The following is a 14,941-nucleotide window of genomic DNA, read 5'->3' on the forward strand; positions in this document are numbered from 1 at the left end:
CCGCCAACGGGTCTGCGCTATACTTGCCCGTCGATTTTCGTTGAACACACAAGTTGAGCAAACGTATCCCCGGAAGCGGCAGCCTGGGTCGCGCGAAAACCCCCGAAGACAAGGCACAGGTCAGGCAGGCGTTCATCAACGCAGGCCGCCGCCTTCTTGCGCAAGAGCACCCCTCCCAGGTTTCGCTTAGGCGCATAGCGGCCGAAGCCGGCTATTCGCCTGCGTCCATTTACCAGTACTTCAAGGACCACCGGGCGTTGTTCGTGGCGGTCCGCGAAAACGACCTCGCTGCTGCGGCCGAGTATTTCGAGAAGGTTGCGGCTGGAGTCAAGGATCCCGTCGAACGCGTGCGCCAGGTGTCGACACGGTCGATCGATTACTGGCTTAGCCGTCCCGAGCAGTTCGATTTTTTGTTTTCGATGGGTGGTAAAGGGCAGTCCACAGCCGAAGACGGCGAAATGGGCTTCGGTGAATCGCCTGTCGTCGCACGCACGCTCAACGTGTACTACGATGCGGTCGACGCGCTATTCGATACGCTCCCGGAGTCGCCGCTACCCAATCGCCTCGCTGGGGACACCCTGATCGCCGCGATCTATGGCGTGGTGCTGGTCCCTCGCACGACGCCGACAAAGCATTGGTCCGACATCTACCGGATGGTCGAATTGACCGTCAATGCGATCGTCAACAGTTGGGTGGCCGACGGCGCCCAAGGCGCCAACGCGAAGCGCATCCTCACGACGAAACGAAAGTAGAAGCACGCACCCGAGCGCGCCCCGCCGCGTACTTCGGCACCCTTCCCCGCGCCCCATGATCCACGCTTAGGCACTAGCGCAACCGGTGCTTCCTGCTCGCGGGTAACCGCCATCGCCCCACCCTTGCGCCTTGACAGAAGCGACCTTGTTGTGTACGTTAACTGAACGCGTTAATTAAAGTGTTTTATTAGAAATGAAGCGGCCACATTTCTGTCGGTTTCTGGTTGGCCGGTGTTCAGAGGACAATGTTATGACGAGAAGCCATTACGAACTTGCCGTCGAGTGGACGCAGTTGCTGGCGTCGCCCGATTCCGATGCCTTTGTAGCGATTTTTGAAGAGGACGGAGCCTATATCGATCCCATTATCGGTATCGAAAGGCAGGGGAAGGCGCAAGTCCGCCTCCATCATCAGCGGTGGCATGCAGCGGTGAGCGACTGCAAGATAACGGTTGAGAATGTCGTCGTCGGGGATACCGGCACGGCCGCTCAATATTTGTGTATAGGGGTTTTTGATGGAGAGCCGTTAGGACCACCCGATAATCCGATCCGACCGACCGGCAAGCCCTTTTCCGGGCGCTGCGCGGTGATCCTGGAAATTAGCCCAGCGGGGAAGATAAAGTCCTGCACGGAATATTATGACCTGGCGCAGGTACCTTACGGTGATGCCCCCAAGTTTCGAAAGGAGCGCTTTTGATGTGCCTGTCGGCCTCTTGCCAGGATCGGGGATCAGTTCCCCGCCCGGTTTGACCAGGTTCATCAACCTGAAGCACGAACTGGTGCACCTGGCGCGGTGGAATTGGTTTCGCGCCAGTCCACCGGTTCGGCGATCACCGGTTTAGGCGGACAGGCGGCTGTCCGTTCGACGCCGACCATCCAAGGCTGACATTGCGCGCGGCCTGGGATCACCCGTTCGAGCACGAAATTAGCAACGAGACGACAAACGCCCAGCGAGCAACGGTGCCCTCGCTGGACGACCTTCAAGCCGGCCATCTGCAGCACATCCTCAACCTTGCCGCCAGACTCCCTGATGACTGGTCGGGCATGCAAGGCAAAACCTCGCTGCAGGAGGATTTCGGCTCGATCCGATTCCAGTTAGCCTACATGTCGTATGCGCTGGCGCTGACCCATGTTCACCGCCTGCCCGCGGCGCCCGCCGTGTTTCGCCAGCCTTTCGACGCACTCGTGCAGAAGATGTTGTCGCCGGACGTCTGGACCTATTGGCATTACGTCAGCACCGGCAACGGTCCGTTCAATAGCTCGCTGGGCGAATTGCCGCCGCAATGGGACCCTGTCGCGACCGACAACATCATGTACAGCGCCTATGTGCAATCGATGGCGCTTCTGTATCACTACCTGTTCCGCGACGCCCGATACGCGGCACCGGGCGCGCTGACCTTCTCGGTCAATCCTCTGTTCTGGGCCTTGGGCGGCAAGCACTTCGCGTACGACGAGCGTTCGCTGAACGAGCACCTTTACTGGAATATGGTCGAGCGCGGCTACCTCGGCATTGCCTGCGAACCGAACTGCGTGTTTCAGGTATGTAACCAGATACCCATTCTCGGCTTTCGTCTTCACGACGTGGTCTACGGTGGATCGTTGGCTAACGAGGTGACCGAAGGCTATCTGCGAGCCTGGTCCGACTTCGGCGTGTTGAGCGGCACGGGTCACTTCAACATGATGGTCCAGGAGAAGGAACGTCGGGTGATCACACCGCCGAACGGGGCGCCATGGACCGACTTCTGGACGGCAGCGATGATGCATGCGTGGAATCCGGCGTTAGTCGAAGAGCACTATCCCGGGCAAATGGCGAAATGGTCGATCGAGGGACCTGACGGCACGCTGACTATCCGGCCGTCGCCGCCGCTGTCGCCCAGCAGTGCCGCGGCACCGTCGGCGCGCGATTTCGGATGGGCGGCAGTGTGCGCCGCCGAGGTCGGCGACAACGACACGTTGGAACGCTTGCTTGCCTACGCCGACCGCTTCCTTCAGCCCAGCTGGAGGGACGGGGGGTATTTCTATCCGCGCCGCGACGAAGCGCTCGACCGCGCGGGGCTACCGATCGCGATGGATCCGCATACTGGCAATGCCTTGCTTTCCTATGCGCGACTGAATGTTCCGCATGGACTGCGCAAACTTTACGACGATCCTTGGGCGGCCACCGCACATTTTGATGAGCCGGCGCTCGTTGAAATGAGCCCTGCTCTCGATGTCCGCAGCGCCTGGTTCGACGCAAACGTGTCCCGTTTGACGCTGAGGCTCGGCCCTCCACCTGGGCAAGCCCCTGTGGCTACGCTGTCAATCGGCAATCATTGGAATCGGGGCAACTGGACGCTAGCGATAGACGGTATACAAGTCGCTTCCGGCGATGCACGCGAGGTAATGAGCCGCACTGGCATCAACCTGCACCGAGCCGATGACGTCTTGCTCGTCGAATTGCCACTCAACCGATTTCTGACCATCACGATCGAATGGAACGACACGAATTGAACGTGACTCCGAAGCGGTGTGACTCACTGGCACACCGAACGCATCGTAGCGGCTTTCACACTTATCTCCGCACAACAATTTCCTGGATTGTCATTGGGTTGACCGGCTTGTGGATGAACGACGCGTCCGCCCAGCAACCGGCTTGGGGTGCAAGCCTCTTTGCGCCTTCTCTCGAAGCCGGAAAGGCCATCGATGCCACCCGGGCATTGCCCCTGGCGCAAGCGATCTCGACGATACAGTCGGCGGAATCCTTAAGGCCAGGCTCCCCGTACTAAACGGGCTCGTGGCGTTCTGGATTTATGGAGTAAAGACGGTCTACCCGCAATTCGAGCCACGCGATGTGCTGACCAGCAAGGCGCTCTCGATATACGACACCTCCGTGGAAGACGGCTGCAGCGCGGCAAGCGGAGCATTTGCAGCGCTACCCACCGACGAACTGCTATTGCCCGGCTGGCGCGAAAACCGCTACGTCAAGCTGTTCCTCGCGCGCAACCGGCCGGGCACACAACCGACTTACGGATCGATATTGCTGGTGGGCGGCGGCGACGACATTCTGTTTACCAAGGTCGCAGGACAGAAGGTTTTCGATCGCATCTGCGCCGCCGGCGGACAGGTGCAGCGAAAGCTTTACCCGGGTCTTGGGCACGATGCCGTCGTGTACGGTTCCCTGAAAGATCAACTGCAATGGATCACACAGCGGTTCCGCGGAAATGCCGTACCAAACGACTGTGCGGCGAGCTCAGCGGATTGAGTCCTGGAAGAGACTGCACTGAGCCCCCGAAACGGATGCCCCACGCGCAGGCGAGATGTCAGCCCCGCCTTGGCGCAGTTTCCGTATTGAGTTCTATGGCGGCACGCTCTATTCGCGTTGGGCGGTATCGATCATGGTTGGTTTTCGCTTTCGCCCCCTCGAGGCGCGCCGCGCGATACCGAACAGGACCATTCCGGCAAACAGGATCATTCCGGAAAACATCACTACCAGCCACCCGCTCAAAGTAGCACCATGGCCTTCCCGCGTGCCGTCTGCAACGAGCCCGCTCACGCCGTACTTCGCCGTTGGATCCCCGTCCCGGTAGTCTTCATATCTCTCGCCCGGTAAAAACGCCAGATTGCGCATGGCGTCCCGAACGCTAGATATTGCCGCTTCAAACCCCGCATCTTCGACTACAAGGTCGACCGAAACGATACCTGTACGACCCAGAATCCGGGTATTGAAGTTTGTCACAGCGACGCCCTCAGAATCGACTGCAGAAACTGCCCATTCAAGTCTCTTCGTTCGTTCATCAAAACGGGGCAAGCGCCGCCACCCCGAAACTGAAATCCGCCCCCACCCACTTGCATCTCGCTCCAGGTTGCTCCCTTGCGTGTTCGCCTTGATGCTATCGAGTATCGCTTTTGGGTCGAGCTGCTCATTTGGTAACACGCGTCCCGTTTCCGTGTACGAAATCAGGGCATACCACGAGAAATCCGGGGGGCAGAAAAAATAGTATTGCCGTTGTATTGGATTCTGAAGAAGCTTCATGAGCCTGTCGGTGTCCCCCTCTTTGAGGAGCAGAAATCCAGCTGGCACGGAAAAGGCAGCCTTCTTATCGATGGTGACGACCCGCGGGCCCCGAATCCATTGCAAGGATTGGATAACGGAATTCACGTATTGTCGCGAAGTAACGGACGCCACCGACTGCTCATCATCTGCGGTCGATATTCCGCCCGCTGTTGTCGACATGAAAGCCGGATCCCGACTCACGCTTATGTTCGGACGAAAGCGCACCGGAACGCCTGAAATATCAGCTGCTTTCGCGGCTGTCATGACGAAGCTGGTTGCCGCTGCAAGCAAGAGATTCGAGAAATTTATCCGCCCCCCTAAAGCCACCAGGTCTTTTGAGTAGTGCCACACAGCCTCAGCTGATCCACCCTCCGATTGAAACAGCCGGATACCGCACTTGCCTCCCATCAACGTCGTGCCTCGTTGCGTAAATAGGTAGCCTCAAGGAATGACCGGTCGATCGTGTATTTTTTATCCCTTTCCGACCACTTATCTATTCCAACTATGATTGCCAGCACAATTACCATAAATACTGCGAAATATTCTATTAAAGTTGTCATTCTTTTCTCACCAAACACATCCATGCCGCAAAGTCGTTGTCACCACCGCGAGGGAAAATCCCCCAAAAACTCTCTCCGCCAACCCGATACGGGATTCCAAGAGATCAACAAATTGCTATCCCGTGGTGATCGCGTAGTAACATAACAATCCATTCAATTTAGTACTTCTACATAGCTCCGCCTTCACAATCATCTCGTTTCGATGCATGTAGTTCATAACTTTAATTCCGGTGCCATTTTGAAAATCTATTAAGCATTCCAAATGCCACAGTAACGCCAGCATTGGTCAAGAACGGATGGAACGGCATCACACAGGTATATCTGGTATCGCAGAAGCGAGAATCATCCGGTTGTGATTGGCGGGAAGCCTCGTTGAGCTTAAGCGAGGTCTAAACACTGGATCACCGCGACGGATCGGCCTCCCCGTCAACGCGCAAAATGAGTCAACCTGCGCAAGACCGAATCGCCAAATCTGATCAGCATAACGGCCTGTACACGGATCGCTCCACGACACGCTCAGTGACTTCGACGACAAACGCTCGAGGACAGACACATTTGCCGGCTGCCGGACAACCTCGACGGATTTGAATGAGCCATCCGGTCGCCACCTCGTCGAACGCAACGGTTTCTTTGGGAGGCAACACGGTTTAACCGTAGCTTCAAGTGTGTCGAAGTCTGGTATCAATACGCCGACTAATGCGCGTCGAACGATGTCGTCTTCTGCGTGACTGGTCATCTATTTGGCTCCAACGCAGTTGTTGCGCACTACCCGCGTGGCGCCACTGTAAGATCCGCGGCCTGCACTCTCCCGGTTCCCGCTCGCGTTTGTATAGGTAACTGAATTCATGTTGATACCAGTACAACGAATATTCTGTATGTCCACTGCTTGATCCTCAAATTGTTCGAACGGAGACCGCTACGCTGCATCCACCTCGACGCCCACGGTCTCGGCGTCCAGAACGCAATGTGTGCAGTCATCCGATGCGGCAGTTGCGCCGGCGTGGCAGGAAATGTTCCCAGTTGGACCGGCATACGATGCAAGCATCCATCGATCGGACCGGCAGGATTCATTTCGCAATCCCGACGAGCTCAGCAAGTTCGCCAACCAGCGCGTTTGCAACGAGTTCGTCTGCGATCAGCACGGTGCTCGCGCCAGCGCTCTCTAGCAGGTCCTTTCGCAGTGCGTTCTCCCCGGACACCGCGATCGCGAGTGAGGCGTTGATTCTGTGTGCCATCAGGGTGACAGCGAGATTGTTGTTGGAGTCAGGGGTCGTCACGACAAGCGCTCTGGCGCTATCCAACCGCGCATGCCTGAGTGCGTCGTCGAATACCCCAGGCAGCCCAAGCACGACGACGTGGCCGCGATCCGCTGCGCGGTCCGCTTGAGTCTGATCGCCGACGAGGATGAGAACCGTCTCCCCTGCCTCTCGCAGGCGCTTTGCGACAAGTTCGCCCAGCGAGTGGAACCCGACGATCACAACATGGTTGGAGAGATGTTCGAGCTTATGTTCCATGACCCTGTTCTCCCTATAGATCATCACGTCGTCGCCAGACAGCATTCCGGTGAGCCTCGACACCGCAAACCCGCCAACCAGCAACGTAGAGAACATGGCCACCAGCATGAACAACTTCTGATGCTCGTCGAATTCTGAGAAACTGCCGAGTGTAGCGACGAGGCTCACTCCGTCCCACAAGGCCGTAAAGATTTTCTTCGTGAATGAAGCATTCGATTGGTCGAGCAAGAGAAGCCCAACTGTTGTGCCCCCCAGTAGCAGGGCAAGCATGCCGACCGTGTGCCGCGCGCGGCGCCGCCATTCGCGAATCCGGATGGCTCCAAGACGCGGTTCGTCAATACGAAAGATCCACATATGTTCCTCGAACGGTCCAGCTGAAGACTCTGCCAACGGCGTGGCACGATGCGCGAACGCACAGCGCAATCGATCGTCAATCGACCGAACATCAACCGTCGAATGAAGCGTAAAGCGCTGTTCCATTGCTCGGGCCCGGTTAGCGTGTCAGGTTTGCGTACCACGACGCTGCCTCGGCCATCTCCGCAGATGTCATGTTCCGCGCAATGTTGCGCATCTGGCCGGAGATGTCGTTGTGACGCGTGCCATCCGCAAACGCCTGCAACTGCGCTTTCGTGTACGCAGCGGGCAGACCGTCGAGCCAGGGGCTCCCCACTTTGTGGTCGATCCCGCCATGGCACGCCGCGCACGCCGGAATGTTGCGCAGCGGCGCACCGTGGGCAACGATGTCCGGCGCAAGCACACCGTTGACGGGCCGCCTCGGCGCCGGCCGTGGCAGCGAAGCGTAGTACGCCGCGAGATCGCGCATGTCCTGATCGGTCAGCGAGCGCACCATCGGCGACATCACCGCGTTCTGACGCGCGCCGTCCGCGAAGTCACGCAACTGCTTGTAGACCACGATCGCGTACTGGCCCGCGAGATTCGGCGTGTTGGCCCCGCTCATGCCGTGCTCGCCGTGGCACATCGTGCAGCGCAGCGCGAGCGTCGCGCCGCGTCCGATCGACAACGGCTCCGCCCCGGCGAGCAGTTGCGGTGTGAGCTCCACCTTGCTCAACTGCACTTTCGACGCGACCGGCATGCCGTCGCTCAGCCAGTTTTGCGGCACCCCCGCGGCGCTGCAGATCGCGTTCCAGATGCCCTGAAACTGCGGATCGCGCTGCACCGACGGCAACCACACAAAGCCCACCACCACGCTGAACACGAACACCGCAGCCGTGGCGCCGACGCTCGCCTTGAACCACCGGTTGCTCCACGAGAACAGGCGTTCGTCGCTCATCGCCCGGCTCCAATCCGAATCGCCGGCACCGTATCGCCCCGCGCCATCAGTTGGGCGATCGGATAGCCGTAGTTAAGCACCGTCAGCGCAACCATCAGCGTGAGCCACAGCGCGAATCCGTTGAGCGCCACCGGCAACGTGCGCGGCTCGTGCACTGCGCTGCTGAAGCGGTATTCCTCAGGGGCGGCGGCTTCGCTGCGATGCCCCTGGATCAGAATCACGAAGAACAGGATCGCCGAGAGCACGAGGATGAAGCCGCCGATCGCCGACATCACCACCCAGATCGCCTGCGCCGCGATCTCCGGGTCGGTGTAGTCGAAGTACGCCATGCGGCGTGGCATGCCCAGAATGCCGACCCAGTGCCACGGGAACGTCAGCACGATCATGCCGATGAACCACAGCCACAGCTGCAGGCGCATGAGCCGCCAGTTCCCCATTGCGCGGCCCGTGATCTGCGGCCACAGGTCGTAGGCGATCGCGAAGTACATGATGACGATCGCGCCCGCGTAGATCAGGTGGAAGTGCCCGGTGATCCACTGCGTGTTGTGGATCGTCAAGTCGAGCTGGTAGCTCATGTTGATAAGGCCGCCCGCGCCGCCGAAGCCGAGCATCACAAACGAGAGCGCCAGCGCCAGCATCTGCGGGTCGTCCCAAGGCAGGGCGCGAATCCACCCGAATGTACCCTTGCCACCTCGCAGGCGCGCCGCGATCTCGACCGAGGCGCAGATCGTGAACACCGTCAGCAGCGTCGGCACCGCTACCAGCGCCGTGAACACCGACTGCAGGAACTTGAAGCCGGAACCCACTTGCGGATCGGCGAACAGATGATGAAGCCCGATCGGCATCGCGACCACGAGGAACAGGATGAACGAGATGCGCGCCATCGCATCGCTATAGAGCCGTCCGCCTATCGCGCGCGGCACGATCGTGTAGAACGCGATGTAGGCCGGCATCAGCCAGAAATAGACGATCGCGTGCAGCGTCCACGAGAAGAACACGCGTGCAAGCCCCGCGTCGATTGTCGTCTTCCAGCCGAAGGCGACTGGCAGGATCTGGAAGATGATTTCGATGGCCGCGCCCACCGCGGTCCAGCCCCACAGATAGGCGGCCGCCACGCTCGCGAACATCGGCAGCGGCACCGGCTTGCCGGGGTTGTCGCGCTTCCACGCTGCGAGGTTCACCGACATCAGCGCCACCCAGATCCACGAGCCCACCACCACCAGCACCACGCCGAGGTAATAGAACACGTTGCCGATCATCGGCGGATAGAACGTGTAAAGCACCGAGGCGAGTCCGAGCGCGACCGTGGTCGAGGCCATGACCGCGCCCGCCGCCACCAGCACGAACCCGGCCCACGCCCAGCGTAGGCCGACGAGCCCGCGCTTGAGGGACAACTCGGTGACCGCATAGCCGAAGCCCATCGCAATGAGCGTCGGGAACACGTAACCCATCACGGTGCCGTGCTCGGTCACCGAGCGGTAGTAGATCTCGGGGTCCCGCAGCCACGGATGCAGCGGGCTGCGCACATACATTTGCCATGCTCCGAGCAAGAGCGCCATGCCGAACACGCCGAAGGCGAGCCAGAAATGCGAGAGTACGAGTCGCCTGTTATTTAACACAGCTGAGCCTCCGCGAATTGGCAGCCATTTGCATGAACCTGTCCTTGTCGATGACCTCCACGTGCGCCCACATCCCCTGGTGGCCCGTGCCGCAATATTCGTGACACGGCATCAGGTGATCGCCCGGCTCCGGGAAGGTAGTTCTGAACGTGGAGATATAGCCGGGCTCGACCATCGAATTGATGTTGGTGCTGGTGACCAGAAAGCCGTGCACGACGTCGGCGCTCGTCGCGCGAAAAGTAATCGGTGTATCGGCGGGAACCAGCAGGCACTGCGGCGTGAACGAATACTGCTGCGCGATGATGCGCACGGTGACCGAGCCATCGGTCTCGAGCGCGCTGCCGAGATTGCTCTCGATGAATTCGCCCGCGATGTTCAGCGTCTCCGGCCGGATCGTCTCGACGCGCGAGGGCGGCATCATCGCCCAGTGCAGTCCGGTGAAGATCACCATCGCGACAATGCTCGCGATGAGCAGCACCACGAGTGCCGCCCAGCGGCGCTCGATGCGCGCGGCGACTGCAGCGGAGGCGTGCGGGTCGGGAACAATAGGGTTCGACATAGCGCTGTCTGGTTCGATGAAGGTTCGCTTGAGTGATTCGCTTAATGGATGACGCCGCGCGGCAGGAACACCAGGAAGTAGAACGCGTACCACATGCCAATCACGATGGCCGTCGCGATACCGGCCACCGCGATCGCGCCGCGCGGGCCGCTGCTGACGATCTGCTCGACGCGGTCTGCTTCTTCGTCGGAGGCGGCGCTGCCGTCGCCTGAAAGGAGAGGGGATTCGATCATCGCTACCTCAAAAGATCGGTGCCGGGCGCAACGCGTTGACTTCCTTCACGCTCACGGGTGTGCCGTGATTGCCCCATGCCGTGCGGATGTAAGTCACCACGGCGGCCACTTCTTCGTCCGACAGAGTCTGGGCGAACGGGGGCATGCCGTACGGCATCGGATTCTCGCTGGTGCCCGGCTCATAGCCGCCGTTCAGCACCATGCGGATCGGATTGACCGACGAGGTCATCTGGATCGACTGGTTGCCGGCGAGCGGCGGGAACTGCGGCAACTTGCCCTGCCCCTGCGCGGCGTGGCAGGTCGCGCACTGGGCGGCGTAGATTTTTTTGCCGAGCGGCGACAGGCGATTCTGCTCCTCGGTCATCGCGACGCCGGGCGGGTTCTGCTGCGCTTCCCCCGAATGCGAAGGCAACGCTTTCAGGTAGACTGCAACCGCGCGCACGTCGTCTTCGCTCAGATACTGGAAGCTGTCGTACACGACTTCGGCCATCGGCCCGTACACCGCACCCCGCTTCGACACGCCTGCGTGAAGCAGGCCCACGATGTCATCAATGCTCCAGTCGCCGAGCCCGGCTTCGCGATTCGACGTGAGCGACGGTGCGTACCAGTTCTGCATCGGTATCAATCCACCCTGGAACTGCTTCGACGTGCTGTTGCCGCCCAGCGCGTTGATCTGCGTATGACACATCGTGCAGTGGCCGAGCCCCTCTACAAGATACGCACCGCGATTCCATTCGACCGACTGCGTCAGGTCCGGCCGATACTCGCCCTGCCGCAAGAAAAGCGTGCGCCAGCCGAGCAGCAACTGTCGCTGGTTGAACGGAAATTTCAGTTCGTGCGGACGGTTCGGTTGGTGAACAGGCGGCACCGACTGCAGGTAGGCGTAGATCGCATCGGAGTCCGCACGCGTCACCTTCGTATACGACGCAAATGGCATGGCCGGATACAGCAGCGAGCCGTCGCGCGACTTGCCTTCGTGGAGCATCGTGTAGAACTCGTCCGCGGTCCATCTGCCGATGCCCGTTTCCTTGTCCGACGAGATGTTCGGCGAGTACAGCGTGCCGAACGGCGTCTCCATCGGCCGGCGGCCACCGAACAGCTTTCCCGCCGGCACCGTGTGGCATGCGATGCAATCGCCGGCGCGCGCAAGATATTCGCCGCGTGCGATGAGCGCGGCGTCGCCTGTGGCCCGTGGCGCCACCTGTGATGCCACCTCTGCTGCCATATGACTCACCGGTTGCGGCGCGGCTACGCCGGCCGGAACGCTGCCGCACTTGAGCGGCAACGTCAACGTCCCCGCCGCCGCAGGCGACGGGTTGGCGGGGGCCGGCAGCGACGCGAGCCACGCCGCGACCGCGGTAATGTCGCGCTCGTTCAGGCGCGTAGCGATGTCGTGCATGCAATCCGGACTGACGCTGCGGCGCGTGCCGTAGCGCGCGGCGCCCAGTTGGGCGCTGATATAGTCGGCGTGCAGGCCTAGCAGCCCCGGTATTGCTGGTTCCACGCCGGTGAGCGTCGCACCGTGGCAGCTCACGCATGCAGGGATGCCGCGCGCATGATCGCCGCCCGTCACCAATGCCTTGCCGAGCGCGAGCGATTGCGCATTGACGGTCGGCGCCGAAGGCGCCGGGAATGGCGGACGTTGCGCGGCGAAATACCCCGCGATCTGATGCAGATAGCTATCGGGTAAATACGCAAGCAAATAATTCATCGGCGGATATTTGCGCCGGCCGTCACGAAACGCTTGCAACTGGTTGTACAGGTAGCCTGCAGGCTTGCCGGCGAGACGCGGGAAGTAGTCGTTGTCGGTCCCCTCGCCATGGGCGCCGTGGCACGCGGCGCAGCCGAGCACGCGTGCGTGCATCGTGTCAGGCGCCGGTTCTAACGCTGGCGCGGCTGCAAACGCGCACACGCTCGACAGAAGCATGGACACGCTTAGCAGGGAAAGCGCCAGCAGCACGACGATGAACAATGCAATGCGATGCGTCACTAGCTTCCTCGTACGGGTTATCGTGGAAAAGACAAAACATCACTGTTGACGGTCACAGCCCGCTAGAGCTGAACGTGACCCCCGATATCCCTGTGCGTAGTTCATGAGACTCTGGCCGGCAACCCACTTCACTTGCGCGGTTGGTTCAATTCAGTGACGTCAAATTTACATGGCCGCCGAACGATACTGAACTGTTGAAACACCTAACCATATTCGTGGGTTTCCCCAATGCTTTAAGGGCGCGGTCCGGATAAATTGAATCGACACGACTGGTGAACCATTCCAGTCTCCCTAACGAAGTCACAGCTCAAGGAGGCACCGTACCGTGCAGCAAGGCAATATCTTTTCCGACCTCAAGGTCGTCGACCTTGCCAGCTACATCGCCGGACCGGCGGCAGCCACGATCCTTTCGGACTACGGAGCGGACGTAATCAAGGTTGAGCCGCCTGGAAATGGTGACCCATACCGCTACTTTTACGCGACGCCTCCGAACCCCATCTGCGAGCGCAATTACTCCTGGCAGCTCACGAACCGCAATAAGCGTAGCGTCGCCCTGGACCTCAAGCATCCTGCCGCCCGCGACGTACTCGCACGTCTCGTCGAATGGGCCGACGTACTCGTTACGAACTTTCCGCCAAAGGTCAAACAGAGCCTCGGGCTCACCTATGAGCAGGTTGGCCCGCTCAATCCTCGCCTCATCTATGCCGACATAACCGGCTACGGTGCCGAAGGTCCGGAAGCGGACCGGCCGGGCTTCGACATCACTGCCTACTGGGCGCGTACCGGCCTGATGGAAGTGACGCACGACGCGGACAGTCCACCCACGCTGCCCATTCCCGGCATCGGCGATCACGCGACGGCGAGCACGCTGTATTCCGCGATCGTGACGGGCCTCTATCGCCGGGAAAAAACCGGCAAGGGCTCGCACGTGAGCACATCGCTTATCGCGGAAGGTGCATGGGCCGCCGCGGCGTGGATCGAAGGCGGCCTCAATGGCGCGCGCTTCTTTGGTCAGCACAACCGGAAAACGCCACCCAACGCACTCCTCAATCCGTATTGCACTGCCGACAAGCGATGGCTGCTGCTCGTTGCCGCACAGGAGAAGGATTGGGCTGGGTTCGCGAACGCAATGCACCTGCCTGGGCTGCTTGATGATCCGCGCTTCGCGGACGCCCAGTTGCGGGCGCAACATGCCGCGGATCTCGTCGGCATTCTCGATCCGGTATTTGCAAGCCGGCCGTTGTCCGACTGGAAAAAGACATTCGACGCAGCGCGCGTCATCTACGGGGTTGTACAGGTGGCGAGCGAGATCATCAATGATCCGCAGATGCATGCAAACCGCGTCTTTCTGCCTGTTGAAGATCCGGAGGTCGGCGCCCAGTACACAGTTGCAAGCCCGCTGCAGGTAGCCGACGTGTCGAAGGAATCGCCGCGGCGCGCGCCACGCCTCGGCGAGCACAGTGAGGGCGTTCTGGCGTCGCTCGGATACTCCGCCTCGGAGGTGGGAGGTCTGATGTTGTCGGGCGCCGTCGCGAAAGACGTCGCATCCTGAGACCCACGGTCAGTTCGCAGATCTATTGCGCTGCGCGCAAGCGTCGGACATTGACCTCCACCTCCACCCTGCCACATAAACAAGGGATTCCCGATGACACAAGACGAAGTACTCGAATCCGCGTTCGCCATGCCGCTGACCAGTCCGGCCTACCCCAAGCCGCCGTTCCGGTTCGTGGATCGCGAGTTCATCATCATCACCTACCGCACGGATCCTGCTGCACTCGAACGCGTCGTGCCCGCGCCGCTGAAGGTGGCGGAGCCCATCGTCAAATATGAGTTCATCCGGATGCCCGACTCGAGCGGACTCGGCGCGTATACCGAGTCCGGCCAGGTGATTCCGGTCACGTTCAATGGCGAAGCGGGCAGCTATACGCACGCGATGTACCTCGACAATCTGCCGGGCATTGCGGCCGGACGCGAGATTCTCGGTTTTCCGAAGGTGCTCGCCGCGCCAAAGCTCGAGATCCGCAACGACAGCCTCGTCGGCACGCTCGACTATAACGGCGTACGCGTCGCGACAGCGACCATGGCCTACAAATACAACGCGCTCGATGTGGCCGCAGTCAGGAAATCTATCGAAAGCCCCGGCTTCCTCCTGAAGATCATTCCGCATGTGGACGGTTCGGTGCGCTTGTGCGAACTGGTCCGCTACCGCGCGTTCGATCTGAACATCAAGGGCGCGTGGGCAGGACCTGCATCGCTCGAACTGCATCCGCACTGCTTCGCACCGGTATCGCAGCTTCCCGTACTTGAAGTGCTCTCCGCCGTGCACGTGCTTGCCGACCTCTCGCTCGGCAACGGCGAGGTCGTTCACGACTATCTGCACGCCACGGCTTGAA

14 protein-coding genes and 1 pseudogene are annotated in these 14,941 nt (G+C 60.5%); 6 read left to right on the forward strand and 9 right to left on the reverse strand.

Features of this window, described 5'->3' with window-relative positions; translation table 11 throughout:
* The first annotated feature begins 53 nt into the window (after positions 1–53).
* The 4 genes from OKW27_RS06590 to OKW27_RS06605 all read left to right on the forward strand — a co-directional run bounded on the left by OKW27_RS06590 (position 54) and on the right by OKW27_RS06605 (position 3,990).
* Positions 54–752 (forward strand): TetR/AcrR family transcriptional regulator, encoded by a 699-nt coding sequence (locus OKW27_RS06590; protein ID WP_429332974.1) that lies wholly within the window; start codon positions 54–56, stop codon positions 750–752.
* A gap of 250 nt (positions 753–1,002) precedes the next feature.
* Positions 1,003–1,446, forward strand: a complete 444-nt coding sequence (locus OKW27_RS06595) for a nuclear transport factor 2 family protein (protein ID WP_429332975.1) — start codon at positions 1,003–1,005, stop codon at positions 1,444–1,446.
* Between the two features lie 263 nt (positions 1,447–1,709).
* Positions 1,710–3,239, forward strand: coding sequence for a hypothetical protein (locus OKW27_RS06600; protein ID WP_429332976.1), 1,530 nt, complete (start codon positions 1,710–1,712; stop codon positions 3,237–3,239).
* Positions 3,240–3,522: 283 nt separating this feature from the next.
* On the forward strand, positions 3,523–3,990 hold the full coding sequence (locus OKW27_RS06605) for a hypothetical protein (protein ID WP_429332977.1): 468 nt from the start codon (positions 3,523–3,525) through the stop codon (positions 3,988–3,990).
* 108 nt (positions 3,991–4,098) lie between these two features.
* On the opposite strand, the gene OKW27_RS06610 is transcribed toward OKW27_RS06605, so the two are convergent.
* The 9 genes and pseudogenes from OKW27_RS06610 to OKW27_RS06650 form a co-directional block, all read right to left on the reverse strand.
* Positions 4,099–5,190, reverse strand: coding sequence for a DUF2167 domain-containing protein (locus OKW27_RS06610; protein ID WP_429334560.1), 1,092 nt, complete (start codon positions 5,188–5,190; stop codon positions 4,099–4,101).
* Between the two features lie 459 nt (positions 5,191–5,649).
* On the reverse strand, positions 5,650–6,078 hold the full coding sequence (locus OKW27_RS06615; RefSeq protein ID WP_429332978.1) for a DUF3331 domain-containing protein: 429 nt from the start codon (positions 6,076–6,078) through the stop codon (positions 5,650–5,652).
* Positions 6,079–6,409: 331 nt separating this feature from the next.
* Positions 6,410–7,336 (reverse strand): NAD-binding protein, encoded by a 927-nt coding sequence (locus OKW27_RS06620; protein ID WP_429332979.1) that lies wholly within the window; start codon positions 7,334–7,336, stop codon positions 6,410–6,412.
* A gap of 13 nt (positions 7,337–7,349) precedes the next feature.
* A complete protein-coding gene (locus OKW27_RS06625) occupies positions 7,350–8,147 on the reverse strand; it encodes a c-type cytochrome (protein ID WP_429332980.1) in 798 nt (265 codons plus the stop codon).
* Complete coding sequence (locus OKW27_RS06630; protein WP_429332981.1) at positions 8,144–9,766, reverse strand: b(o/a)3-type cytochrome-c oxidase subunit 1; 1,623 nt, start codon at positions 9,764–9,766, stop codon at positions 8,144–8,146. Before OKW27_RS06630 ends, OKW27_RS06625 begins: the two co-directional genes overlap by 4 nt.
* Positions 9,756–10,325: a cytochrome C oxidase subunit II gene (locus tag OKW27_RS06635; protein WP_429332982.1), complete on the reverse strand. Its 570-nt coding sequence runs from the start codon at positions 10,323–10,325 to the stop codon at positions 9,756–9,758. Before OKW27_RS06635 ends, OKW27_RS06630 begins: the two co-directional genes overlap by 11 nt.
* 41 nt (positions 10,326–10,366) lie before the next feature.
* The gene (locus OKW27_RS06640) at positions 10,367–10,558 is read right to left on the reverse strand and encodes a hypothetical protein (RefSeq protein WP_429332983.1); all 192 of its coding nucleotides are present in this window, start codon (positions 10,556–10,558) and stop codon (positions 10,367–10,369) included.
* A gap of 7 nt (positions 10,559–10,565) precedes the next feature.
* Positions 10,566–12,269: a c-type cytochrome gene (locus tag OKW27_RS06645; RefSeq protein WP_429334561.1), complete on the reverse strand. Its 1,704-nt coding sequence runs from the start codon at positions 12,267–12,269 to the stop codon at positions 10,566–10,568.
* Between the two features lie 21 nt (positions 12,270–12,290).
* A pseudogene (locus tag OKW27_RS06650) lies at positions 12,291–12,485 on the reverse strand (c-type cytochrome); the annotation flags it as partial.
* A gap of 388 nt (positions 12,486–12,873) precedes the next feature.
* Here OKW27_RS06650 and OKW27_RS06655 point away from each other — a divergent pair.
* On the forward strand, positions 12,874–14,100 hold the full coding sequence (locus OKW27_RS06655; protein ID WP_429332984.1) for a CaiB/BaiF CoA transferase family protein: 1,227 nt from the start codon (positions 12,874–12,876) through the stop codon (positions 14,098–14,100).
* 93 nt (positions 14,101–14,193) lie between these two features.
* Complete coding sequence (locus tag OKW27_RS06660; RefSeq protein ID WP_429332985.1) at positions 14,194–14,940, forward strand: acetoacetate decarboxylase; 747 nt, start codon at positions 14,194–14,196, stop codon at positions 14,938–14,940.
* Position 14,941: the final 1 nt, after the last annotated feature.

It is taken from the genome of Paraburkholderia sp. 35.1, from assembly GCF_050436525.1.
GTDB classification, from domain to species: Bacteria; Pseudomonadota; Gammaproteobacteria; order Burkholderiales; family Burkholderiaceae; genus Paraburkholderia; species Paraburkholderia tuberum.

What these genes read in the sequence shown, in the direction of transcription:
- OKW27_RS06610 (WP_429334560.1), bottom strand. Translation starts at nt 5,190, where the DNA reads ATGGGAGGCAAGTGCGGTATCCGGCTGTTTCAATCGGAGGGTGGATCA.
- OKW27_RS06595 (WP_429332975.1), top strand. Translation starts at nt 1,003, where the DNA reads ATGACGAGAAGCCATTACGAACTTGCCGTCGAGTGGACGCAGTTGCTG.
- OKW27_RS06640 (WP_429332983.1), bottom strand. Translation starts at nt 10,558, where the DNA reads ATGATCGAATCCCCTCTCCTTTCAGGCGACGGCAGCGCCGCCTCCGAC.
- OKW27_RS06615 (WP_429332978.1), bottom strand. Translation starts at nt 6,078, where the DNA reads ATGACCAGTCACGCAGAAGACGACATCGTTCGACGCGCATTAGTCGGC.
- OKW27_RS06635 (WP_429332982.1), bottom strand. Translation starts at nt 10,325, where the DNA reads ATGTCGAACCCTATTGTTCCCGACCCGCACGCCTCCGCTGCAGTCGCC.
- OKW27_RS06625 (WP_429332980.1), bottom strand. Translation starts at nt 8,147, where the DNA reads ATGAGCGACGAACGCCTGTTCTCGTGGAGCAACCGGTGGTTCAAGGCG.
- OKW27_RS06660 (WP_429332985.1), top strand. Translation starts at nt 14,194, where the DNA reads ATGACACAAGACGAAGTACTCGAATCCGCGTTCGCCATGCCGCTGACC.
- OKW27_RS06620 (WP_429332979.1), bottom strand. Translation starts at nt 7,336, where the DNA reads ATGGAACAGCGCTTTACGCTTCATTCGACGGTTGATGTTCGGTCGATT.
- OKW27_RS06645 (WP_429334561.1), bottom strand. Translation starts at nt 12,269, where the DNA reads ATGAATTATTTGCTTGCGTATTTACCCGATAGCTATCTGCATCAGATC.